The organism is Microbacterium helvum (genome assembly GCF_014779795.1).
In the GTDB taxonomy this organism is placed as follows: Bacteria; Actinomycetota; Actinomycetes; order Actinomycetales; family Microbacteriaceae; genus Microbacterium; species Microbacterium helvum.
Genome location: NZ_JACXZS010000010.1, coordinates 88541 through 111297 on the forward strand (window position 1 = coordinate 88541; position 22757 = coordinate 111297).

Here is a 22757-nt window from a genome sequence, read left to right on the forward strand (position 1 = left end):
GATCCCGACACGCGAATGGACCGGGCCGTGGGGCGGGTCGGGCAGTCAGGCCGGGCCGGGCCGGGTCAGGCCGAACCGGAAGCGAGGTCAGCGGCCGCCGCCCGCGTCGGGATCAGGCCTCGCCGACGAGCCGGAATCCGATGTGCGACATGCCGGTGTCCTCGGCCTGCGGCGAGCGCGCCGCGGGACGGAAACGCAGGCAGTAGTCGGGCGAGCACAGGTGCGAGCCGCCCTTGAGCACGCGGCGCGGGATCGACGGGAAGCCGTCCTGCGCGCTCGCGGCCGCCAGCAGGTTGGCGCGCTTGCCGGCATCCACCGGCTTGTCCGACAGCCGGAGGTGGCGCGGGGTGTAGAAGTCGGTGGTCCACTCCCACACGTTGCCGGTCATGTCGTACAGCCCGAAACCGTTCGGAGGGTACGAGCCGACGGGGGCGGCATCCCCCACTCCCTGGTTGTCGTACGGAAAGCGGCCGAGCCACGAGTTCGCCTGCGCGACGCCGCCCGGGTAGGGCTCGTCGCCCCACGCGAACCGCTTGCCCTCGAGCCCGCCGCGGGCGGCGTACTCGTGCTCGACCTCGGTGGGCAGGCGCAGCCCCGCCCAGTCGGCGTACGCCTGGGCGTCCTCGAACGCGATGTGGACGACGGGATGCCGCAGCCGCTCATCGATCGACGACTCGGGTCCGAACGGCCGCCGCCAGTAGGCGCCCGGCTGCCACCGCCACCAATTGCGCCAGTCGCGCAGGTCGACGGGGCCGGCCGTCGGCGTGAACACCATCGCGCCGGGGACGAGGTCGGCCGGGTCTGCCCCCTCGAAGTTCGCCGGGTCGAGCTCGCGCTCGGCGACGGTGACGTAGCCGGTGTCGTCCACGAACGCGGCGTACTGCTCGTTCGTGACGGCATAGCGGTCGATGCGGAACGGTGCGACCTCGCGCTCGTGGACGGGCTGCTCGTCGGGGTAGAACTCGTCCGAGCCCATCGTGAACGTGCCGCCGGGGAGCAGCACCTGGTCGTGGATCGCTGAGGTCACCCGACCACCGTATCCGGCCTAGAAGCTGCCGATCCCCTTGCCGATCAGCGAGACGCCGATCACCAGCAGCAGGACCGCCATGATGATCGCGTTCTCTCTGCCGAGCCACACCCGCAGCGCGTCGAGCGGTCCACGCAGCCTGTCTGCCGCGATCAGATAGCCGACCACGGGAACGAGGACGGTGGATGCCGCGAGCAGCGTGAAGATCGCGATCACGAGCACGATCTCACCCGTGTTGAGACCGGCCGAGCCGATGTCGACACCGGCGCCCGCCGCCATGAGCAGGTTCTTTGGGTTGATCGCCGACAGCAGGAAGCCGAGACCGAACGCGACCGGGAAGGTCACCTTGTCGATCGCCTGCATCCACTTCGGCATCTTCGGCTCTTCGCCCGCCTTCGGGCGGCCGCGCCACTGCCGGACCGCGAGAAGCAGCAGCAGGGCGCCCAGCACTAGCTGGATCACGCCCTGGATCGGCTTGGAGGCATCCGCATCCTCATCGGGCAGCACCGACGAGAGCAGCGTGAACACCGTCACCGCCACGATGATGCCGATGACCCAGCCGAGCAGGAACCCGACGCTCGTGACGCGCGCCTTCGGCGACAGCAGCATGAGGATCGCCGCGATCACGGGGATGGGGCTGATCGCCACACCGAGGGCGAGGGGAAGGATGTCTCCGATGACGGCGCCCATGAGCGTGCCTCCTGGTCCGGAACGGTTCGGCTGTCGGACTCACCGTAGCGGCTGCCGAACCGGATGCATCGATGCATCCGGTTCGCGCCGTTCCTTTCGCCCGCTTGGAGGAACGGATAGCGTCGGAAGGGCGCCGCGCCCTCGCGGCGCACCGGGAACGACGTAGGAGAGAACATGGCCGCGGAATTCAAGGGGACCATCAAGCTGGATGTGCGGGACTCGGTTCCCGACTGGGACCCCTATCTGCTCCCGACGGCGCCGGAGGGCGCACCCAACGTGCTGGTGATCCTGTACGACGACACCGGCATGGCGTCGTGGTCGCCGTACGGCGGACGCATCAACATGCCGACCCTCGACCGGCTCGCCAAGAACGGCCTGACGTACACGCAGTGGCACACCACCGCGCTGTGCTCGCCGACGCGCTCGGTCTTCCTCACCGGCCGCAACCACACGCGCAACAGCATCGCCTCGCTGATGGAGTCCACCAACGGCTTCCCGGGCAACTCCGGCCGCATCCCGGACGACTGCGCGCCGATGGCCCACATCCTGCAGGACAACGGGTACTCGACGTTCTGGCTCGGCAAGGACCACAACGTGCCCGAGCAGGACAACGCCGCCGGCGGCAGCCGCAAGCAGTGGCCGCTGCAGATGGGCTACGACCGCTTCTACGGGTTCCTCGGCGGTGAGACCAATCAGTGGTACCCCGATCTCGCCGAAGACAACCACTTCATCGAGCAGCCCTACACCCCGGAAGAGGGCTACCACCTCTCGAAGGACCTCGCCGACCAGGCGCTGCAGATGCTGCGCGACAACCGCGCCTCGAACCCCTCCAAGCCCTGGTACATGTGGTTCTGCCCTGGCGCCAACCACGCACCTCACCAGGCTCCCCAGGAATACATCGACAAGTACAAGGGCGCGTTCGACGACGGCTACGACGCCTACCGCGAGTGGGTGCTCGGCCGCATGATCGAGCGCGGCATCCTGCCCGAAGACACCGATCTCACGCCGTTCAACCCGATCCCCGAGGACCAGGCGAACCCGGCGGACTACGTCAAGCCGTGGGACTCGCTGAGCGACGACGAGAAGACGCTCTTCCGCCGGATGGCCGAGGTGTTCGCGGGCTTCAGCGAGTACACGGACGCTCAGATCGGCCGCATCATCGACTTCCTCGAAGAGACGGGGCAGCTCGACAACACGATCATCTTCTACTGCGCCGACAACGGCGCGTCGGGCGAAGGATCGCCCGACGGTTCGGTGAACGAGAACAAGTTCTTCAACAACTACCCCGACGACCTCGCCGAGAACCTGACCCGCCTGAACGACCTCGGCGGGCCCGAGGCGTACAACCACTACCCGACGGGGTGGGCGGCGGCGTTCTCGACGCCGTTCCAGATGTTCAAGCGCTACAGCCAGTACTCGGGCGGCACGTGCGACCCGATGATCATCCACTGGCCGGCCGGCATCAGGGCCAAGGGCGAGATCCGTCACCAGTACCACCACGTCACCGACATCGTGCCGACGATCCTCGACGTCGCCGGGCTGCAGATGCCCGAGGTGTACCGCGGAGTGGAGCAGGCACCGCTGCCGGGTGTGTCGATGCGGTACTCGTTCGACGCGGCGCCCGACGCCCCGACGCAGAAGAAGCGTCAGTACTACAACATGATCGGAACCCGTGGTCTGTGGCAGGACGGCTGGAAGGTCGCCGCAACCCACGCGCCGATCACCGGGCACGGCCGCTTCGACGAAGACAAGTGGGAGCTGTACCACGTCGACGAGGACCGCTCCGAGTCGAAGAACCTCGCCGACCAGTACCCCGAGAAGGTCAAGGAGCTCGTCGACGCCTGGTTCGAAGAGGCTGATGCCAACTACGGCCTGCCGATCGACGACCGCACCGCGATGGAGCAGCTCACGATCGACCGCCCGTCGTCGGAGCCGCCGCGCAGCCGCTACGTGTACTACCCCGACAGCGGCGCTGTCCCGGAGGGCGTCGCCGTCAACGTTCGGGGCCGGTCGTACAAGATCATCGCCGACGTCGACATCGAGGAGGGCGCCGAGGGTGTCATCTTCGCCCACGGCTCCCGCTTCGGCGGGCACGCGCTGTTCATCCAGGACGGCAAGCTGCACTACGTCTACAACTTCCTCGGCATCCCGCCGGAGCAGACGTTCGTGTCCGAGAAGCTCACGCCGGGCAAGCACTCGCTCGGCATGGAGTTCGTCCGCGAGGGCGCCGGTCCGAACAAGGAGTCGGTCGGCACGACCACCCTGTACGTGGACGACCAGGCGGTGGCGTCCGGCCCGATGCGGGCGCAGGTCGGCAAGTTCACGCTGTGCGGCGACGGCCTCTGCATCGGCTACGACAGCGCCGACTCGGTGAGCCGCTCGTACAAGACGCCCTACCGGTTCACGGGAGGCAAGATCCTCGGCGTCGCGGTGGATGTGAGCGACGAGCAATATCTCGACCTCGAGCTCGAAGCGCAGGCGGCTTTCGCGCGCGAGTAGTCTCGCAGCATCGACGGCGATCGGCGCCGGGCCCGCAGGGGTCCGGCGCCGATCGGCGTTTCGGGCGAGGCATCCCATGGCACACTTTCGCCATGACGACCGAGGGGCGCGAATCGCCGCGCGAGGACTGGATCGCGCTCGAGCCCATGAAGGCGCAGTTCGCGCGCGGCGAGCGACTGCGCGAACGGCTGCCGCGGCGCATGCTCGCCGAGCCGCCATCGGGCGAGCGCGACCCGATGGCGGTGCTGGACGCACAGGATGCGACGCGCGTGCCCGAGCTCGTGCCGCTGCGCTCCGCACGGATGGCCGAGAGCGCTTTCGCCTTCTTCCGCGGCACCGCGGCGCTCATGGCCGCCGACCTCGCGAACTCTGCGGGCACCGATCTGCTCGTCGGCTCGTGCGGCGACGCGCACGTGTCGAACTTCGGACTGTACGCCTCGCCGCAGCGCACGCTGGTGTTCGACCTGAACGACTTCGACGAGGCGGCGTGGGCACCCTGGGAATGGGACGTCAAACGACTCGTCACGAGCATCGTGATCGCCGGACAGGCGAGTTCGCGCGACGAGATGGTCGTGAGGGATGCCGCACTCGCCGCGGTGCGGACCTACGCGCGCTCGCTGCGCGCCGGGGTGACGCGCAGCCCCCTCGACCGCTATTACGACCACTTCGACGCGCGCGCCGCCCAGGCCGCCCAGGCCGCCGCGGACGGCCACACCGCCAAGGCGCTGCGCGCGGCCATCAAGGACGCCACCAAGCGCACCGGGGCGCGCGCGGCGCGTCGGCTCACCGAGCGCCGGGGCGACGGCCGCGTCGGCTTCGTCGAGGCGCCGCCCACCATGACCCACGTGCGCCCCGAGCTCGTGACGCGCGTCGAGGAGGTGTTCGACGACTACCTGCGCAGCGCCAACACCGACATCCGCGTGCTGCTGTCGCACTACGCGGTCGTCGACGTGGTGCGCCGCGTCGTCGGAGTCGGCAGCGTCGGCACCCGGTGCTACCTGATCGCGATGCAGGACGCCGACGGCCACACGGTGCTGCTGCAGGCGAAGGAGGCGGGACCCAGCGTGCTCGCCCAGCACGGGCGCATCCGCCAGCCGCGTGCGGTGCAGCGATACATCGACAGCTACGCCGATGGCGCCAGGGTCGTCGCGATGCAGCGCGTGCTGCAGGCCGTGTCGGATCCGTTCCTCGGGCACGTCAGAGACGACCAGGCGCCTGGCGTGGACTTCCGCTCGTACTACGTGCGCCAGTTCCACGACATGAAGGGCGGCTTCGAGATGGACGCGCTCGAGGATCCCGCCTTCCACTGGTACGCCGAGGCGTGCGCGGCGACCCTCGCGCGCGCCCACGGGCAGTCCCCCGTCGCGGGGACGGTGTCGGGGTACCTGGGCAGCGGCCGCGCCGCGGGCGAAGCGATCCTGGAGTGGGCGCACGCGTACGCCGAGCAGTCACGCGCGGACTGGATGCTGTTCCGCGCGCACCGCGGCGTGTAGCGACGCGCGATGGCGGGTGGATGCCGGGCGCCCGGCATCCACGTCACTCGGGGGGATGCGCAGCCAGCCACTCGTTCGCGACGCGCTTCGGAACCTTGAGCAGCCACGCGTCGGTCACGACCTCGCGCAGCAGCGCCGGGTCGATCGCGTCCAGGCGGACGAGGACGGCGGGGTACCCGTCGAAGTGCGGGATCGTGAAGAACGCGCCGGGATAGGTCTCGATCAGCGCGAGCTTGCCCTGCTCGCCGTCGGTGCGCACGCCCACCACCTCGCCCGGCGGCCACTCGCGGCCGAGCGCAGCGAGCTGCTCGAGGTCCCGGCCGCTCGGCCCGCGTTGCCAGACGAACACGCCGGTCGCCGTGCGCCACGTGAGGGCCCCGCGAGTGCCGTCGACACGCTCGGCCACCCCCGGAAATGTGAGAGCGATCCCACGTATGTCATCGAGCGTCACCACGTCCCCATCATGCGCCTCGGCGGTCGCCGAGTCACGTGACGGCACGTCATCCGGTGTGGTGTACTGAGCACGACAGCACCCGACTGCGTCGCTCTGTGGTCCCCCGCGCAGAGCAAGAGGAGCACCGTTGTGAGCACTACGCATCGTCCCCGTCTGCGCCGGATCCTGGCTGCGACACTCTCCACCGCTCTGGCCGCCACCGGGGCCGTCGCCGTCACGGCCCTGCCGGCCGCGGCCGCGTACCCCGACTCGGTGAACCCGTTCGCCATCGCGGGCGGCTTCACGGTGTACGCCCGTGAGGACGCGCTGCTGCAGAACCAGGAGACCGAGGGCAGCATCGCGGTGGGCGGCACGGCGACGGTCCAGGGCAGCAGCGGGACGTACACGATCATCCATGTCGCAGCGGGCACCGGCGACTACGATCTGCCGACCGTCGACGGCGACCCCACTCGCCTGCTCGTCAACCAGTACAGCACCGACAGCACCGGCATCCTGCAGATCACCAGCGCCGGCACGACCGACCCGGATCTGTTCGGCGACCTGAAGATGGTCGAGCGCGACGGCCCGTGGCAGGCGTTCGCCCGTGCCGACTTCCTGCGACTCAACGAGAACCCGTCCAACCCCGACCAGACGCCGCTCATCGACACGACCCACCAGCAGTACCCGGCCGACGCCGAGCCGCCGACGGGGGCGACCGGCGACCACAGCATCTACACGGCGAACACGTCCGACACGGCCGTCGCCGACTACGTGGAGGCGAACCGCCAGGCGACGTGGGACCAGGCGGCCGCCTGCTTCGCCGACATCGCCGACCCGACGAACGGGATCGGGTACCCCGTGACGATCGCCGAGGACGCGGGCGACCGCGTGGTGCTCGGCCCGCTCAGCGCCGACCAGCCGAACGTGGTCGACTACGCCGACATCTCGGGCGCCTCGCTCATCCAGTTCTCGGCCGGGCCCACACCGGGCGTCGCCAATCCGCTCGTCATCCGGGTGGCGGCAGGCACGACTGATGTGGTGGGCGCGCGCGTCGACCCGCAGGGTGCGTATTCGCCCTACATCGTGTGGGACCTCTCGGCCCTCACCGGACCGGTCACCGTCACGGCCCCCGACGGCGGCCGCATGGACGGCTCGATCTACGCTCCCGACGCCTCGGTGACCGTCACCGCCGCACCGCTGAACGGCCAGGTCATCGGCCAGGACGTGACGCTGCGCGGCGGCGAGGTGCACTCCTATCTCTTCTCGAGCAACATTCCGTGCGCGGAATCGAACGGCACGTTCGCCGTGCGCAAGGCTCTCTCGGGCATCGAGGACTCCGACCTGCCCGAGGGGACGACGTTCACGGTCAATTACCGCGCCGTCGACCCCGACGGCGCGGTGACGGTCGGCACGCTCGAGGTCCCCGCTGACGGGACTCCGGTCGCCGCGGGAGAGCAGTTCCCGACGGGGACGGTCGTCACCTTCGACGAGATCGAACCCGAGAGCGTGCCCGGGTGGGAGTGGGTCGACGCGACGATCACGCCGAATCCCCTCACGGTAGGAGTCGGCACCGCGGACGTCGTCGTCTCGAACACGGCGACACAGCTCACGGGAACCTTCAGCGTCATGAAGACGATCGATGACCTGTCGGGCGGCCAGCCCGGGCCGCCGTCCGAGGCGACCGTTCCGGTGACGTGGACCGCCTTCTACGGCGGCGAGCAGATCGATCAGGGCACGCTCGACGTGCCGTTCGACGGCACCGTCGTGCCGGTCGGCCAGCAGTTCCCCGTCGGCACGCGGATCGTGCTGACGGAGGACCTCGACGGCATCGACGCACCCGACGGGTACGAGTGGGGAAGCGTCGGCTGGGATCCAGGCCGGACGTTCATCGTCGGCCCCGACGACACCGTGTCGGTCGAGCTCACCAACACGGTGACGCCGGATGAGTCCGCCCGCACGATCACGATCGTGAAGTCGGCGGTGGGGGATGCTGCCGACCCCGCCTACGGCTATGCCGTGAGCTACAACACCGACCCGCCCGGGACGCGCACGACCATGGACCTTCCCGTCGGCGAGCCTCAGCTCATCGATGACGTCGAAGCAGAGGCCGACACGCTCGAGCTCGCCGAACTCGTGCCGACGCTCGACGGCGACCCCGTCGACCCGTCCGCGTGGAAGCTGCCGGTGATCGCGGTGACCGTCGACGGCACCACGACGACCTATACGCCGGCCGCCTTCGACGAGGGCCAGGCCGACCTGAGCGATGCGATCGTCGACATCCCTCTGCCGGCGACCGGTGACATCGCGATCGACGTGACCAACGAGCTGCGTGAGGGCACCTTCACCCTCTCGAAGGCGTTCGAGGGCATTCCTGACGACCAGGTCCCGTCCGATCTCGAGTTCACGGTCGAATGGACAGCGACCCTGCCGACGGGCGAGGTGCGCACAGGGACGCTGCGCCTGCCCGGCGACGGCTCCGCCGTGGGGCCGGTCGACGACGCGGGCGACTCGATGCAGTTCCCCTACGGCACCGTCGTGAGCTACACCGAGGCCGTGCCGCCCGCCGTTCCCCATCTCTCGTGGGAACGCGCGCAGTTCGACCTGTCTCAGCTCGTCATCGGCCAGGACGACCAGGCCGTCGTGCATTCGACGCTGACGAATCACGTCCTGCCTCTGCGAGGCACGTTCCAGGTGCAGAAGGCGCTGTCGGGCATCGATCCCGATGAGCTGCTCACCGACTCGTTCACGATCGACTACGTGGCGCACGCCCCCGGCAGCGACGGCCCCATGCCGACCGCCGGACGTTTCGTCATCCCGGCCGACGGCACCCCTGCCGGTCCGGTCGACGAGGACGGCAACCCGATCACCTTCCCGAACGGAACGATCGTGTGGCTCTTCGAAGAGGCGCCCGATGCGGCCGCGCTCCCGCCGGGGTACGCGTGGGCGGGAGCGACCTGGAGTCCCGGCACCTCCGTCGAGATCGGCGTGGACGAGACGCCGGTGCTCGAAGTGACCAACTCGGTCGTCGCGCTGACGCGCTGGGCGGTCACGAAGGTCGTCGAGGGCGACGGGGCAGGCTCGCTCCCGGCGGGCACGACGTTCCCCGCGAACTGGTGGCTCGACGGCGAACCGCAGACCTCCGTCGAACTCGAGCCGAACGTGCAGATCGTCTCGCCGTACTTCCCGGTCGGCACCGTCATCGAGGCGCAGGAGGGTGACCTGCCCGATGTGCTGGGGGTCGACTGGGGCACGCCGACCTGGTCCGTCGATGGGCAGGTCCTGACTCCGAACGCCGACGGGCGCGTCACGCTGCCGATCTCTGAGACGTCGTCGCCGCAGACCGCAGAGCTGACGCTGACCAACACGGCGTCCACGCAGCCGACGCCGACGCCGACGCCCACTCCGACCCCGCTGCCGGCGACGGGTGGCGGCGCGGTGTCGCCGCTCGTGCCGCTCGGCGCACTCACGGCGATCGCGCTCGGTGCGTTCCTGACGATCCGGCACACGCGCCGCGCCCGCCGGATGTGATGAATGGATGCCTCGACCCGCCGGGTCGAGGCATCCATTCCCTCCGACGGTTCAGGCAGCGGCGGCGTCCGCGGCGGCGCGCAGTCCCGCCACGTCGATGCGGCTCATGCCCTGCAGCGCGATGCCGGCCGCGGCCGCGCGACGCGGATCGGGGTCGGTGAGCAGCTCGACGAGCGCGCGCGGCACCACCTGCCATGACAGCCCGAACCGGTCGGTCAGCCAGCCGCAGCGGCCCTCGGCGCCGCCGCCCGAGGTCAGTTCGTCCCAGTAGCGGTCGACCTCGGCCTGGTCGGCGCAGTCGATCACGAACGACACCGCTTCGGTGAACGTGAACTGGGGGCCGCCGTTGAGCCCGAGGAAGGGCTGCCCGTCGAGCTCGAACGAGACCGTGAGCACCGGTCCGTCCTCGCCCAGACGGCTCACGTCGGTGATGCGCGAGTCCGGGAAGACCGTCGCGTAGTACTCGGCCGCGTCGAGCGCCTGACCGTCGAACCAGAGGTTGGGGGTGATGCGAGGCATTTCGGTTCCTTCCGTCGTGGCCGCCCCGGTGGGCGGCTTCATCAGGGAGTCGGAGCCGATCCGCCCTTCTCGACATCTGCGCCGGACATTTCTCGAGAATCCTCGGCAGCCGCGGCGGCCAGCCGGGATGCCGCATCCGTCAGGTACCGCCGCTCTGCCTCGTTCGCCGTCCGCGCGGCCGCGGCACGGAACTCGGCCGCAGCCCGCTCGCGATCGCCGGCCAGTTCGTGCAGGTGCGCTCGCACGGCGTGCACGCGGTGGTGGTCGCCGAGGACGGCGGCTGCGGCATCCAGTCTCTCCAAGCCGGCCGGGATGCCGGCGGTCATCGCGACGGCGACGGCCGCGTTGAGGCTCACGACGGGGCTGTCGGTGAGCCGCGCGAGCGCGGAGTACAGCCCCGCGATGCGCGGCCAGTCGGTGTCGGCGTACGAGGGCGCCTGGTCGTGGACGGCGGCGATCGCAGCCTGCAGCTGGTACTCGCCCACCTCGCCGCGGCGCATCGCCTCGGTGAGGAGCAAAACGCCCTCGGCCACCAGCGCCCGGTTCCACCGGCTGCGGTCCTGGGCGGGCAGCGGCACGAGGCGGCCGGCCGTGTCGACCCGTGCGGCGCGGCGCGCCTCGGTGAGCAGCATCAGTGCGAGGAGTCCGCCGACCTCGGCGTCCGCGGGAAGCGATGCGTGCAGCATCCGGGTCAGCCGGATCGCCTCGGCCGCGAGGTCCGGGCGGGCGAGGTCGTCGCCCTCGCTCGCCACGTAGCCCTCGTTGAACATGAGGTACAGCACGTGCAGTGCCGAGCGCGCGCGCTCATGGCGGGCATCGGCCGGCGGCGGCTCGAACCGGCCGCCCGCTGCCCGGAGCGTCGCCTTGGCCCGACTGATGCGCTGTGCCATCGTCGCCTCGGGCACGAGGAACGCCGCCGCGATCTCGCGCGTGGTGAGCCCGCCGACCGCCCGCAGCGTGAGCGGGATCGCGGCACCGGGCGTGAGCGCCGGGTGGCAGCACAGCAGCACGAGGGTGAGCGAGTCGTCGGTGCCGCCGGTGTCGGGCTCATCGGCTGCGGGGACATCGCGGTCGTCCCACGCTTCGCGCTCGCGCCGGCGGCGTGCGTCGGCCGAACGGTAGGCGTCCACCAGCCGTCGCGACGCCACGGTGACGAGCCAGGCGCGGGGATCGTCCGGGATGCCGCCGGCCGGCCACTGCTCGGAGGCCGCGAGGAGCGCCTCCTGGACGGCATCCTCCGCCCCGTCGAAGTCGCGGTACCGGCTCGCGACGATCGCGAGGGCACGCGGACCCTGCTCGCGCAGCAGCCGCTCGAGCCGCCGGGAGTCGGGCGCTGTCGTCACAGCTCGTCGGTCGCCGGGGCGCCCATCACCTGACGCACCTCGATGGGCGCCTGCACCGGTGCGCCGCCCGGACCGGGGGCCGCCGACACGAGGGCGGCGATCTCGAGCGCGCGGTCCCACGAGTCGACGTCGACGAGCCGGTAGCCGGCGAGCAGCTCCTTCGTCTCAGGGAAGGGGCCGTCCGTGATCACCGGGGTGCGGCCGTCGCTCGTCACGACGCGCGCGGACTCGGGCCCCGCGAGCCCCACGGCGTCGATCAGCTCGCCGAGCTCGGCCAGACGTTCGTTCAGCTCCTGCTGGAACGCGATGTGGGCCTGGGCCTCGGCAGCCGTCCACTGCGTGATCGGCGGGGCGTCCGAGGCCGTCGGGCCATAGGTCTGCATCAGCATGAAGCGCATGCCGTCATCCTGACAGGGCGGCTCCCATCATGGAACCGGCACCAGCGGCTCGACCGAGAAGGTGAACGCGCGGCCCTGGCGGAACGGCTCGACGAGCTCGAAGTTCTCGAACGCGATGCCGCCGGGGATCGGCGCCTCGCTCATCCAGTACGTGTAGCGACCGTTGACCTGCGCCACGAGGGCGGGGTCGGGGTGGTCGGCGCGCCACGTCTGCAGGGCCGGGCGTCCGACGTACGACCAGTGCTCCGCGGTTCCCGGTGCGTGCACGGCGAGGTGCGGCTCTGTCTCGTCGGGCGCGGCCGAGACCGACACCATTCCTCTGTCGCCCACGAGCCGGTCGACCCCGAAGCGGGCATGCTCGGCGAAGTGCACGTCGGTGTAATGCGGCCACAGGTCGCCCGCGTGCGCCTCGCCGTCGGCCAGCCGGAGCGTGCGCAGCCGCGCCCAGTTGCCCATCGTCGCCGACAGCACGCAGGACTCCAGCTCCGCCGAGGACTCCCGCCGGTACGCGGCGACCGAGATCTCGTGGGGCCGGTCGGCGCGGAACACCGCCCGCACCCACACGTCGGCGCCGTTCGCGAACGGCTCCACGGCGACGTCCACGGTGAGCGTCTCGACGCCGTCGACGTCGGCCACCGTGCCGCGCACCGGATCGCGCGGGTCGCGCGGTGCCGCGTCGCCGGGGTCGCCTGTCGACCACATGCGCAGTCCGGGCACATCGTCGAGGCGGCTGCGCTCCAGCTCGGAGTAGCCGCGCTCCGCGGCGCCCGCCGGGATCGGCTCGACCGCGATGAAGTTCAGCAGCCGGTCCCGCGGCTGCCCGAGGTACGGCGTGTAGAGGCGCAGCAGGCCGCGCGGCCCCGACAGCGGATGCAGCCCGAGCTGCATCCCCTCGGGGTGTCCCCACCGTGGTTCACGCGGTCCTCCCACCAGCGCGGGACGCAGCCAGCGCCCGTCGGTCACGGCCTCGGCCCATTCCCGGCCCTCGCTGTCGTGCGGCATCCTCTCGCCCTCGCCCGTGTCGCTCACAGCCCGGCGACGCGGCCGACGAGGTGCACCCGGATGCCCATCCGGTCGAGCATCGCGGCCTTGGCGATCAGCGCCTTGTCGGCGGTCTCGGCGTCGGGCGCGTAGACGAGCTGCGCGTGGTTGGCCTTGTGGCGGGCCATGAACTGGTCGCGGGTGACGTCGTGCAGCACGACGTGCGCGATCGGCCACTCGGGGTTGGTGGCGTCCTTGCGTCGCTGCGTCTCTTCTGCGGGCAGCTCGACGACGGTGCCGCGGAAGATGTCGGCCTGCAGCACGCCGTCGGCGATGTACACCCGCGAGATCACCACTTCGCCGGGCTTCGAGACGCCGTTGATCGTCGACCCGCCTGCCGGGAAGAACACCGGCCCCTGCCGCCAGCCCTCGGCCTTGTCCCACCCACCGAGGTGCGAGGCGGGCACCGAGCCCGAGATCTCGTACACCCACACGAACTCGCCGTCGAAGTCCTCGCCCCACCGCACGTCGTGCAGCGTGTTGTCGGGCACGAGGCCCATCGCGGTCCACACCCGGTCGGTCACCAGCGCGTCGACCGCGACGCCCTCGTCGGCCTCGTTGAAGTGCGGGAACGCCCGCCCGGCGAACAGTTCTCGCGACCCGTCGCGCGAGAGCACCGGCGGGCGCTCGGTCGAATTGAGGATGCCTTCGGCGAGATCGGATGCCGGCACCAGGTCCTTCAGGCCCTGCTGGTACTGGATGCCCACGGCATCGAGCCCGAAGTCGTCGGCGATCCGCAGTGCCGCGATGTACATCTTCAGCTGCCAGCGCACCTGCGCCTCGGTGAGCTCAGTGGCCTCGTCGGTGCCGAAGCGGAACGTCATGCCGCGGTCGGTCAGCCAGTCGCGGGCGGCGTCGGCCTCGGCATCCGTCACGTTCAGCATCTCGGCGTACAGCGCCGACTGCGAGAGGCGCTCCTTGTAGATGCCGGTGCGGTTGAGCAGCTCGTCGTCGAAGATCGCGTTGTACATGCCCATGCAGCCCTCATCGAACACGCCGATGATCGCCTTATCCGCGAGCAGCTGGTCGCCGAGCGCGCGGCCGAGCCCGACCTCCGGGGTGTCGGGGAGCTCGGGCAGCGGGCGCACGTGCGACGCGTCGTGCGTGATGGCGCCGGTCTCGGTCCACTCCCGGATGCCGTTCTTGAACCAGTCGTCCGTGAAGTCGACCGACCAGATCGAGGCGTACTCCTTGCCCATCTTGGTGAGCCCGGCGTTGAGCCCCAGAAGGCCCACGAGCCCCGGCCAGTCGCCGGCGAAGTTGGCGACGGTGAGGATCGGCCCCTCGTGCGTGCGCAACCCGGCGAGCACGTGGTGCGAGTACTGCCAGACCGCCTCGGCGACGACGAGCGGCGCGTCGGGCGGGATGGTCTTGAAGACCTCGAGCCCCATCCGCTGGCTCGAGATGAAGCCGTGGCCGGTCGCCGGGTCGACGTCGTTGGCGCGGATCACCTGCCAGCCGAGGTCGTTCAGCACGCCGGTGACGCCGGCTTCGAGCTCGACCTGCGTGGGCCAGCCGGCGGCGTTCGCCGACTCGCGCAGGTCGCCCGACGCGATCAGGTAGGCGGTCTTCGGCGGCGCGGCCTGGTGCTCGCGGACGGTGGGAAGGGCGTAGCCGGTCATGGGGTCTCCTGAGGTGAGGGGTCTGCGACGGCGGCACCCGAGCGAGCGGTCACGCTCTCGCCGGCCGTCAGGGTGAAAGGAGGGGCGGCCGCGACGTGCACGGGCCGGCCGCGCAGTTCGAGACGCTCCAGGGTCAGTGAGCCGCCGTCGACGTGCAGGGTCAGCTCGTCTCCGTCGATCTCGATGCGCCCCCACGCGTCGCCCGTGGTGAACAGCGCGCGGAAGGGGCCGCCGACAGCGGGGTCGAACGAGAGTGTGCGGGCGGGGGCATCCCATTGCACGCCGCTGAACGCGAGCAGCAGCGCCCACGACGCGAGCGAGCGGGCGTAGTGGTTGCCGCACTCGATCTCGTTCCACGGGCTGCGGTACTCGCCGTCATAGCGGGCACGCAGCACGCGCTCGACGTCGAGGCCTTCGTCGACGAGACCCGCGTAGACGAGGGATGCGGCCACCTGGTGCTCGATACCGGTCCATACCTCGTCGGAGTAGACGAACGGGATCGAGGGCCGCCCGCCGCGCGGCCACGAGGCGAGCAGGAGCCCGCCCTCGTCGTTGAGCGCGTACACGCGCTGCGTGCTCTCATGGGCCGTCAGGTCCGCGCGGTGGTTGTGCGCGACGATCGCGCCGAGAGCACTGCGCAGGTGCTCGCGCGGCAGCAGGTCGCCGAGGCCGTTGATCCACGCGTGGAACTGGCCGAGCAGCTGATCGGAGAGGACGCCCTCGCCGTACTGGTAGCGGTGCGCGTCGACGTCGTCGATCACCTGCCGGTAGTACTCGCCGTTCCACAGCAGCGCGTCCATGCCTGCGGCGACCCGGTCGGCCCGGTCGAGCCAGTCTGCCGCCCGCGCGGTCTCGCCGAGGTGCGCCGCCATGCGGGCGCCCGCGCGCAGCGCCGCGGCGAACATGCCGTTGGCGAGCGGGTCGATCCCGTGGAACTCGATGTCGTACGTGTTGTGGAGCTCTCCGTCGATCAGGCCGTCGCCGTCGCGGTCCCACTCGCGGATCGCATGCTCGAGCGTGCGCACGGCCGCGGGCCACGACTCGCGCAGGAAGCCGTCGTCGCCCGAGAACCGCCACTCGCGGTGCAGGCGCAGGAAGGTGCCGAGCTGTCCGTCGACCGCGGGTCCCATGAACCACGGCTCACCGCCGAAGACGCGGTTGCTGCGGAACTTCTGCGCACCCGCGTCGTCGGTCTCGAGCAGGAACTCGACGCGGCGGGCGCTGCGCTCCAGCGCGGGGAACAACCAGGCCATCGTCTGCGCGTACGACCACACGTGCGTGCACGTGCCCTCGCACGAGCCGACGTGGGAGAACGAGCCCTCCCACGCGGCGAGCACCGGCCCGTCGCCGAGGTCGGCGTGCGGCGACTCCACCACGAACGCCGTGGTCGACCGCGTCGCCGCGATGTTCGCGCCCACCGCATCGGCGACGACGGGGTCGAGGGTGCCGCCGTAGAGCGCGTCGACGAAGGCGAGCGTGGTCGCCTCGAGCGCGGGCAGCTCACGATGAAGATGGGATGCCGCACCCCACGCGTCCGGCCACAGCACCGCGTACCGGTTGCGCACGGTGCCGGGGTCGGCGCGTTCGTCGGCGACGATGTTGCCGCGCCACGAGCGGACCCGGTTCGGGAAGCTCCACGCGAGAACGAACTCGAAGTCGCGACTCTCGCCCGGTGCCAGCTCGTGAACGATCCCGAGTGATCCGGTGCGCAGCCGCGGCAGGCGCTCGAACAGCTCCTCCTCGCTCATCGGCCCCGCCGCGGCAGAGTCGGCGAACAGGCCGCGCGGGCGGTCCTCGAGCGTCAGGCGGGGCTCGGGCTGCAGCATCCCGTCATCCGACAGGTCGCTCCAGAACAGGCGCGCGCCGTCGGGCCAGAACCCGGTGACCCACTGCGGCTTGGCGGTGGTCGACGCGTCGGTGGTCGTGAGGCTCAGCGTGCCGTAGCCGGGGTCGTCGTCGGGAAGGCCGATGCCGAAGTCGAGCCCCCGCACACCCTCCTCCTCGCGCCAGCGCACCGTCTGCTGCGCGCGCATGCCGAACGGACCCTCGCCGCGGCCGGCGGTGTGGCTGACGCTGCCGGCGACGGTGACGCGCACCGACCGGTCCGCGGGGTTCGTCACGCGGTAGCGCAGGACGGCGGCGGGGATGCCGGACGCGTCGGCGTCGAGCGGCACGAGAGGCGTGAACGCCCGCAGCGACACCTCGACGGGCAGCACGTCGTCGTCGAAGTCGATGTCGACGACGGGGTACTCGCCGTGCATCGTCGCCCCCCGCAGCCGTGGCAGGCCGGCCTGCCACTCGAACAGGAAGCCGGCGTCGATGTCGCGACGCCCCGTGATGCGCGCCTCGAGCACGCGCGTGACGGCGTCGCCGGCGTCGGCGCCGTCGTCGTCGAGCGGCGCCGCATGGATCGCGAAGAACGAGTACGGGTTGATCCGCCCCTTGTCGGGGGCGTTCTCGAGCTCCCAGTCGCGCAGCTCACCGCGCGCGCCGAGCGATACGTTGCCCGTGCCGATGCCGCCCAGCGGAAAGGCGGCCCGCTCGGCGGTGTGCGGGATGCCGCGGGCACGCCTGCGGGTCTCGGACGGGCCGGTCATGCCATCGCCTCCTGGGGCAGCGCCTGCCGCTGCTCGGCGGCGAGCTCGTGGACGAGCTCCTTCGTCGAGGCGTAGAGATGCAGGTAGCGCTCGAAGAGCTCGTCGTAATAGGTCGCCGCGTCGGGATCGGGGTGCACCGTGTGCGCGACGGGGTTCCAGTCGGCGATGCGCGGCGGTACATCGGCCGTCGCCGCGGCCGCCAGGAACGCGGCTCCGTAGCCGGCGCCGATGGTCGTGCGGGGCACCTCCTGCACGAGGCCGGTCGCATCCGACACGATCTGCAGCCACAGCCCGCCCTGGGTGCCCCCGCCGACGGCGACGATGCGGCGGATGTCGGCGCCCGCGGCGCGCATCGTCTCGACGTTGTGGCGGACCCCGAGCGCCGTGGCTTCGAGGGCGGCGCGGTACAGGTCGCCGCGCGTGTGGTCGAGGGTCAGCCCGGCGATGACGCCGCGCGCGTCGGGGTCCTGGATCGGCGTCCGCTCGCCCGCGAAGTACGGCAGCAGGACGAGCCCGCGCGCACCGCGCCCGGAGACCTCGGCCTCGGCGAGGAGTGCCGGGTAGTCGGCATCCGTGATCCCCTTCAGCCAGGCGGTGAGCGCGCCCGACGTCGCCAGGCCGCCGGCGAGGTTGCGGGTGCCGGGGAATGCGCCGACGGTCGTCCACATCGAGGGGGTGCGCAGCGTCTCGGTGCCCGTCGCGATGAGGAACATCGTGGTGCCGTACATGAGCATGAGGTCGCCGTCCTCGTGCGCGCCGACGCTCACCGCCTCGGTCCACGCGTCGATCGTGCCCGTGACGACGGGCGCTCCCGAAGGGATGCCCGTGGCCGCGGCCGCGGCATCCGTCACGGCGCCCGCCACCTCGCCCGCCCACGCCAGCCGTGGCCGCTGGATCCCGGACGCGTAGCGGTCCCACCAGGGCTCGTGCCAGGTCTCGGCCTCCACGTCGTACAGCGGCGAGCACTGGCTGGCGGACTGGTGATCGAGCACGTAGGCGCCGGTGAGCCGGCGGACGAGCCAGGACGCCGGCATGAACAGCAGACACGCCCGCGCGAACACCTCGGGCTCCTCATCGGCGATCCACGCGATCTTCGGACCGGCGGCCTGAGAGGTGAGCGTCGATCCGCCGATCCGGACGATCTCGTCGGCGCCGAGCTCGTCGGTCAGGCGCGCGATCTGAGCGCCCGCGCGCATGTCGACGCCGTAGAGGATGGCCGGGCGCACGGGCTCGTCCTGCTCGTCGGCCAGCAGGACGCAGGGGCCCATGCCGCTCACGCCGACGGCACTGATCTCGGGGTCGATCCCCTGCTCACGCGCCCGCTCGGGAAGCTCGCGGGCGAGCGAGACGAACTCGTCCCACCAGAGGTGGGCATCCATCTCCACCCACGAGGTGCGCGGACGCGAGACCTCGTGCACACGCGTCGCGACGGCGACGATGCGGCCCGTCTCGTCGACGAGCACGCCCTTGCTGCTGGACGTGCCGATGTCGACACCGAGCGTGCAGCGGACGGTCATCGGATCCTCCTCGATCGCGACAGCGCCTGAGACGCGGACGGCGTCGGGCGAATGCGTCCACTGTAGACGAAATCGATTTCATGATCAACCGCGCGAAATCGCATGCGGGCTGAAACAGCGGTTGCGGGATCAGCCGCGCAGCAGAGCGCGAGCCGGCTGGACCTCGTTGCGCAGGACGACCGTGCGCGCCGGCTGGTCGTCGCCGTTGATGCGCTCCAGCAGCATCTTGGCGGCCGTGACACCCATGTGCCGGGCCGGCAGGCGCACCACCGTGACGGCAGTCGGCGAGAGCGTCGTGAAGGGCAGCGAGCCCACGACGGCCACGCCGAGCTTCGGCGGCGTGAGGCCGTGCTCGGTCAGCACCTGGATCGCGCCGACTCCGAGCATGTTGTTGCACGCGACGACGGCATCCGGAGGTTCGGGGAGGGCGAGCAGTTCCTCCATCACCTCACGGCCGCCATCCACGCGGAACGTCGAGTACCGCAGCAGCTCGTCGGGCTCGCCGTCGGGGAAGTGGCGCGCCAGCACGGCGCGCCAGCCCTGAGCGCGCTCGTACGCAGTCTCGATGTGCTGGGGTCCGGTGATGCAGGCGATGCGGCGGTAGCCTGCCTGCACGAGATTCTCGGTCGCAGCCTGGCCCGCGGTGCGGTTCGCCATCACGACGCCGTCGATGTCGTATCCGGTTCCCCGGTCGACCGCGACCACGGGGCGGCCGGTCGCCATGAGCTCGTCGAGGTTGGTGTGATCCGAGGCTGCCGCGAGGATCACGCCGGCCATGTGCTCCGAGATCGCGATCTGGAGGTACGTGGCCTCCTTCTCGATCTGCGAGTCGGTGTTGCACAGCACGACGGAGTAGCCGGCCTGCGACGCGACATCCTCGACACCCCGCGCCATCTCGGTGAAGTACGGGTTCTCGATGTCGGGGATCACGAGGGCGATGACCTCGGACGCCTGGCGGCGGAGCGTGCGCGCCGTGCGGTTCGGGGTGAACTTGAGCTGCCGCGCCGCCTCGCGCACCGCCAGCGTCTTCTCGTCCGACACACCCATGCCGTTGAAGACGCGCGAGACCGTCGCCGGCGACACGCCAGCGAGCTTCGCGACCTCGTAGATCGTGGCCATGTCACCCGCTTCCCCGTGCTCCGGCGCGCGTTGACATGCCGGTCAGCCCACAATACAGTGTTGAAATCGATTCCAAAATATCCGACTTCTGATCGACTCTCCGCACCGTCACGGTGCGCCGGCACAAGGACGTACGGCCCGATGACCGCTCCCCAGCTCCCCTCCCCCGACCTCTCGTCGATCGCCTCGCTGCGGTCGCTGCAGACCCGGTCGATCTCTCCCGAGAACTTCGACGGCGCGGTCGGCGGCGGCGGTCGTGCGACCGAGGGAACGGGCGCCTCTTGCGCGCGCGACCTCGGCCCGGGCTGGAAGATCTCGCCCAGCGTCGACATCAAGGCCGGCGAGACCTTCGACCTCGCGAACATCCAGGGCGGCGGCAGGATCACGCACATCTGGATCACCACGCACACCGACAACTGGCGCACCCTCATTCTCCGCGCCTACTGGGACGGCGCCGACGAGCCCGCCGTCGAGGTGCCGTACGGCGACTTCTTCTGCAACGGCTGGGGCGTCTTCGCGCAGGTGAACTCGCAGGCCATCGCCGCGAACCCGCACGGCGGCTTCAACTCGTACTGGCCGATGCCGTTCCGCACCGGCGCGCGGCTCACGATCGAGAACACGTCGGTGGTCGACGTGCGCGTCTACTACCAGGTGACCTACGAGATCGGCGGCGACTACTCGAACGAGGGCTACTTCCACGCCCAGTGGCGCCGCTCGAACCCGCTCGAGGAGCTCGTGCCGCACACCATCCTCGAAGGCATCGAGGGGCGCGGACAGTACGTCGGCACGTACCTCGCCTGGGGTGTCAACTCCAACGGGTGGTGGGGCGAGGGCGAGATCAAGTTCTACCTCGACGACGACACCGACTACCCGACGATCTGCGGCACCGGCACCGAGGACTACTTCGGCGGCGCGTGGAACTTCGACATCCCCGGCAAGGGGTACACCGAGTTCTCGACCCCGTACCTCGGCATGCCGCAGGTGATCCGCCCCGACGGCCTGTACGTCAGCCAGCAGCGTTTCGGCATGTACCGCTGGCACCTGCTGGACCCGATCTTCTTCGGTTCCGGCATCCCGAAGGTCGACATCCAGGCGCTCGGGTGGCGCAGCGGCTGGCGATACCTGCCGCTGCGCGACGACATCGCCTCGACCGCGATGTTCTACCTCGACCGGCCGACGGCCCGGCGCCCCAAGTCGCCGAGCGCCGACGACATGGAGGTCCACCTAGGCACCGCCCCGGTCCCTGACATCGGCGCCACCCCGCCGCGCGCGCCGCAGGACTGACGCGCGCGCGGCGCGTCTCATCGGTCAGCGAGCGCGCGTCCGCGCACCGTGGTGCGCAGGACGTAGAGGCTCGTCGTGGCCGTGATGTACAGGATGTTGCGCCGCTGGCCGCCGAACTCGAGATTCGCCACGATCTGCGGCAGCGGGATGCGACCGATCAGCGTGCCGTCGGCGGCATGGCAGCGCACACCGTCGGCGGCGGCCACCCACAGCCTGCCGATGGCGTCGGTGCGGATGCCGTCGTAGACCACGTCGGCCTCGGCGATCCGGTCCGCGGCGCCGGCCGAGCCGTCGGCGCGGACCTCGGCGCGCCAGATGGCCGGCGTGCCGCTGTCGGTGACGTAGACGGACGTGCCGTCGGGGGCGAAGGCGATGCCGTTCGGCTGATCGAGCCCGCCGAAGCGCAGCGCGACCGAGCCGCCGGCATCCACGCGATACACGCCGCGCACCGCCTGCTGCGGGGTCGCGGCGACCCCTTCGTAATCGCTCAGGATGCCGTAGGTCGGGTCGGTGAACCAGACCGAGCCGTCGCGGTGGACCGCCACGTCGTTCGGGCTGTTCAGCGGCATGCCTTCGTACGCGTCGGCGACGACGCTCGTCGAGCCGTCGTGCTCCAGCCGCGCGACACGGCGGCCGCCGTGCTCGCACCAGACGAATCGTCCCTGCGCGTCGACGGTGCGGCCGTTCGCGAAGCCGGACGCCGCATCGAAGACGTCGACGCGGCGCGTGCGCTCGTCGAAACGAAGGACGCGCTCGTTCGGGATGTCGCTGAACAGCACGAACCGATGCGCCGGGTGGTAGGCGGGGCCCTCCAGCCAACGCCCGTCGTCGAACACGCACTCGATGAAGTGGTCTCCGCCGACATCGGCGAATCGCTCGTCGAACGATTCGTAGACCGCTGCCAGCCGCTCGGTCGCCATCGGCCCGCCTTCCTGCTCGCCCCTGCCCGGCATCCGGATACAGTGATCAGCCCATCCTAGGAAGCACCACGCGCTCGGCGCGGTCCCCGCTCTCCCGGGCCTTCACGCGGCCGAACGCTCGAGTGCCGCGCGCGCCCATGCGGCCACCTGTCCGGCGGCCTCGGTCGCGGTGAGCGCATCGGTGTCGATGACGTGCGCCGCCCACCGGGGATCGTCCTCGGTCCAGCCCTCCCAGCGATCCCAGCGCATCGGAGTCGGCGACGGGACGCGGATCACGTCGGGGCTGTGGGACGGGTCCAGCGTGTGCCGCAGGAACCACTCGCCGAACCGCACGTGGTGGATGAGGGCGTCCTCCGGCTCGCCGCGACGGCGCAGGCGGTCGCGCCGCACCTCGGGCGAGCAGTGCAGCAGGCACACCTCGAGGCCGTCAAGCCGCTCCGCCGAAGGGGCTGCCAGCAGCTCGCCGAGCGGCACCTGACCGCACAGCAGCAGGTGCACCCCCGACGACTGGAGGTCCACCGCGCGGTCGACCCAGTGCTCGACGGCAGAGTGCCGCCACGCGGTGTCGGCGCCCTCGGGCACGCCGACGGAGTCGAACTCCACGCAGCGGACGGCATGCCCCAGATCCTGGCGCGCCAGCTCGGCGAGAACGGTGGACTTGCCCGCGCCGCTGGCACCGGTCACCATCAGCAGCAAGAGTGACTCCCTGTCGTTCGTGCGGACGCAC

The 22757-nt window shown here is 70.9% G+C and carries 17 protein-coding genes; 4 read left to right on the forward strand and 13 right to left on the reverse strand.

The window, feature by feature from the left end; all coding sequences use genetic code 11:
* Window positions 1-112 precede the first annotated feature (112 nt).
* Together IF188_RS14980 and IF188_RS14985 are read right to left on the reverse strand one after the other, a co-directional pair.
* The gene (locus IF188_RS14980; RefSeq protein ID WP_318152893.1) at window positions 113-1027 is read right to left on the reverse strand and encodes a formylglycine-generating enzyme family protein; all 915 of its coding nucleotides are present in this window, start codon (window positions 1025-1027) and stop codon (window positions 113-115) included.
* Between the two features lie 18 nt (window positions 1028-1045).
* Entirely contained in the window at window positions 1046-1717 is a 672-nt protein-coding gene (locus IF188_RS14985; protein WP_191172608.1) for a GAP family protein, read from the reverse strand.
* Window positions 1718-1891: 174 nt separating this feature from the next.
* Here IF188_RS14985 and IF188_RS14990 point away from each other — a divergent pair, with 174 nt between their 5' ends.
* Together IF188_RS14990 and IF188_RS14995 are read left to right on the forward strand one after the other, a co-directional pair.
* Window positions 1892-4216, forward strand: a complete 2325-nt coding sequence (locus tag IF188_RS14990) for an arylsulfatase (RefSeq protein WP_191172609.1) — start codon at window positions 1892-1894, stop codon at window positions 4214-4216.
* Window positions 4217-4308: 92 nt separating this feature from the next.
* On the forward strand, window positions 4309-5709 hold the full coding sequence (locus IF188_RS14995) for a DUF2252 domain-containing protein (protein WP_224751923.1): 1401 nt from the start codon (window positions 4309-4311) through the stop codon (window positions 5707-5709).
* A 43-nt stretch (window positions 5710-5752) separates the two neighbouring features.
* On the opposite strand, the gene IF188_RS15000 is transcribed toward IF188_RS14995, so the two are convergent.
* Window positions 5753-6115: a hypothetical protein gene (locus IF188_RS15000; RefSeq protein ID WP_224751924.1), complete on the reverse strand. Its 363-nt coding sequence runs from the start codon at window positions 6113-6115 to the stop codon at window positions 5753-5755.
* 177 nt (window positions 6116-6292) lie between these two features.
* On the opposite strand from IF188_RS15000, the gene IF188_RS15005 reads away from it, so the two are divergent.
* Window positions 6293-9670, forward strand: a complete 3378-nt coding sequence (locus IF188_RS15005) for a DUF5979 domain-containing protein (RefSeq protein ID WP_191172611.1) — start codon at window positions 6293-6295, stop codon at window positions 9668-9670.
* 51 nt (window positions 9671-9721) lie between these two features.
* Here IF188_RS15005 and IF188_RS15010 read toward each other — a convergent pair whose 3' ends face one another.
* The 8 genes from IF188_RS15010 to IF188_RS15045 form a co-directional block, all read right to left on the reverse strand.
* Window positions 9722-10189 carry a VOC family protein gene (locus IF188_RS15010; RefSeq protein ID WP_191172612.1) on the reverse strand — a complete coding sequence of 156 codons (468 nt, stop codon included), beginning with the start codon at window positions 10187-10189 and terminating at the stop codon, window positions 9722-9724.
* 41 nt (window positions 10190-10230) lie between these two features.
* Window positions 10231-11532 carry an RNA polymerase sigma factor gene (locus IF188_RS15015; RefSeq protein ID WP_191172613.1) on the reverse strand — a complete coding sequence of 434 codons (1302 nt, stop codon included), beginning with the start codon at window positions 11530-11532 and terminating at the stop codon, window positions 10231-10233.
* Complete coding sequence (locus IF188_RS15020) at window positions 11529-11930, reverse strand: YciI family protein (RefSeq protein ID WP_191172614.1); 402 nt, start codon at window positions 11928-11930, stop codon at window positions 11529-11531. Before IF188_RS15020 ends, IF188_RS15015 begins: the two co-directional genes overlap by 4 nt.
* Before the next feature lie 27 nt (window positions 11931-11957).
* Window positions 11958-12932 carry a hypothetical protein gene (locus IF188_RS15025; protein ID WP_191172615.1) on the reverse strand — a complete coding sequence of 325 codons (975 nt, stop codon included), beginning with the start codon at window positions 12930-12932 and terminating at the stop codon, window positions 11958-11960.
* Between the two features lie 23 nt (window positions 12933-12955).
* Window positions 12956-14593 carry a fucose isomerase gene (locus IF188_RS15030; RefSeq protein ID WP_191172616.1) on the reverse strand — a complete coding sequence of 546 codons (1638 nt, stop codon included), beginning with the start codon at window positions 14591-14593 and terminating at the stop codon, window positions 12956-12958.
* Entirely contained in the window at window positions 14590-17190 is a 2601-nt protein-coding gene (locus IF188_RS15035; protein WP_191172617.1) for a GH116 family glycosyl-hydrolase, read from the reverse strand. The genes IF188_RS15030 and IF188_RS15035 overlap by 4 nt, the downstream gene beginning before the upstream one ends.
* Window positions 17187-18707 carry an FGGY-family carbohydrate kinase gene (locus tag IF188_RS15040; RefSeq protein ID WP_191172618.1) on the reverse strand — a complete coding sequence of 507 codons (1521 nt, stop codon included), beginning with the start codon at window positions 18705-18707 and terminating at the stop codon, window positions 17187-17189. The genes IF188_RS15035 and IF188_RS15040 overlap by 4 nt, the downstream gene beginning before the upstream one ends.
* Before the next feature lie 129 nt (window positions 18708-18836).
* Complete coding sequence (locus IF188_RS15045; protein WP_191172619.1) at window positions 18837-19826, reverse strand: LacI family DNA-binding transcriptional regulator; 990 nt, start codon at window positions 19824-19826, stop codon at window positions 18837-18839.
* A gap of 141 nt (window positions 19827-19967) precedes the next feature.
* Here IF188_RS15045 and IF188_RS15050 point away from each other — a divergent pair, with 141 nt between their 5' ends.
* Window positions 19968-21110 carry a glycoside hydrolase family 172 protein gene (locus IF188_RS15050; RefSeq protein ID WP_191172620.1) on the forward strand — a complete coding sequence of 381 codons (1143 nt, stop codon included), beginning with the start codon at window positions 19968-19970 and terminating at the stop codon, window positions 21108-21110.
* Between the two features lie 17 nt (window positions 21111-21127).
* On the opposite strand, the gene IF188_RS15055 is transcribed toward IF188_RS15050, so the two are convergent.
* Both IF188_RS15055 and IF188_RS15060 read right to left on the reverse strand, forming a co-directional pair.
* Complete coding sequence (locus tag IF188_RS15055) at window positions 21128-22030, reverse strand: SMP-30/gluconolactonase/LRE family protein (protein WP_191172621.1); 903 nt, start codon at window positions 22028-22030, stop codon at window positions 21128-21130.
* Window positions 22031-22132: 102 nt separating this feature from the next.
* Window positions 22133-22717 (reverse strand): AAA family ATPase, encoded by a 585-nt coding sequence (locus IF188_RS15060; protein WP_224751963.1) that lies wholly within the window; start codon window positions 22715-22717, stop codon window positions 22133-22135.
* Between the last annotated feature and the right edge of the window lie 40 nt (window positions 22718-22757).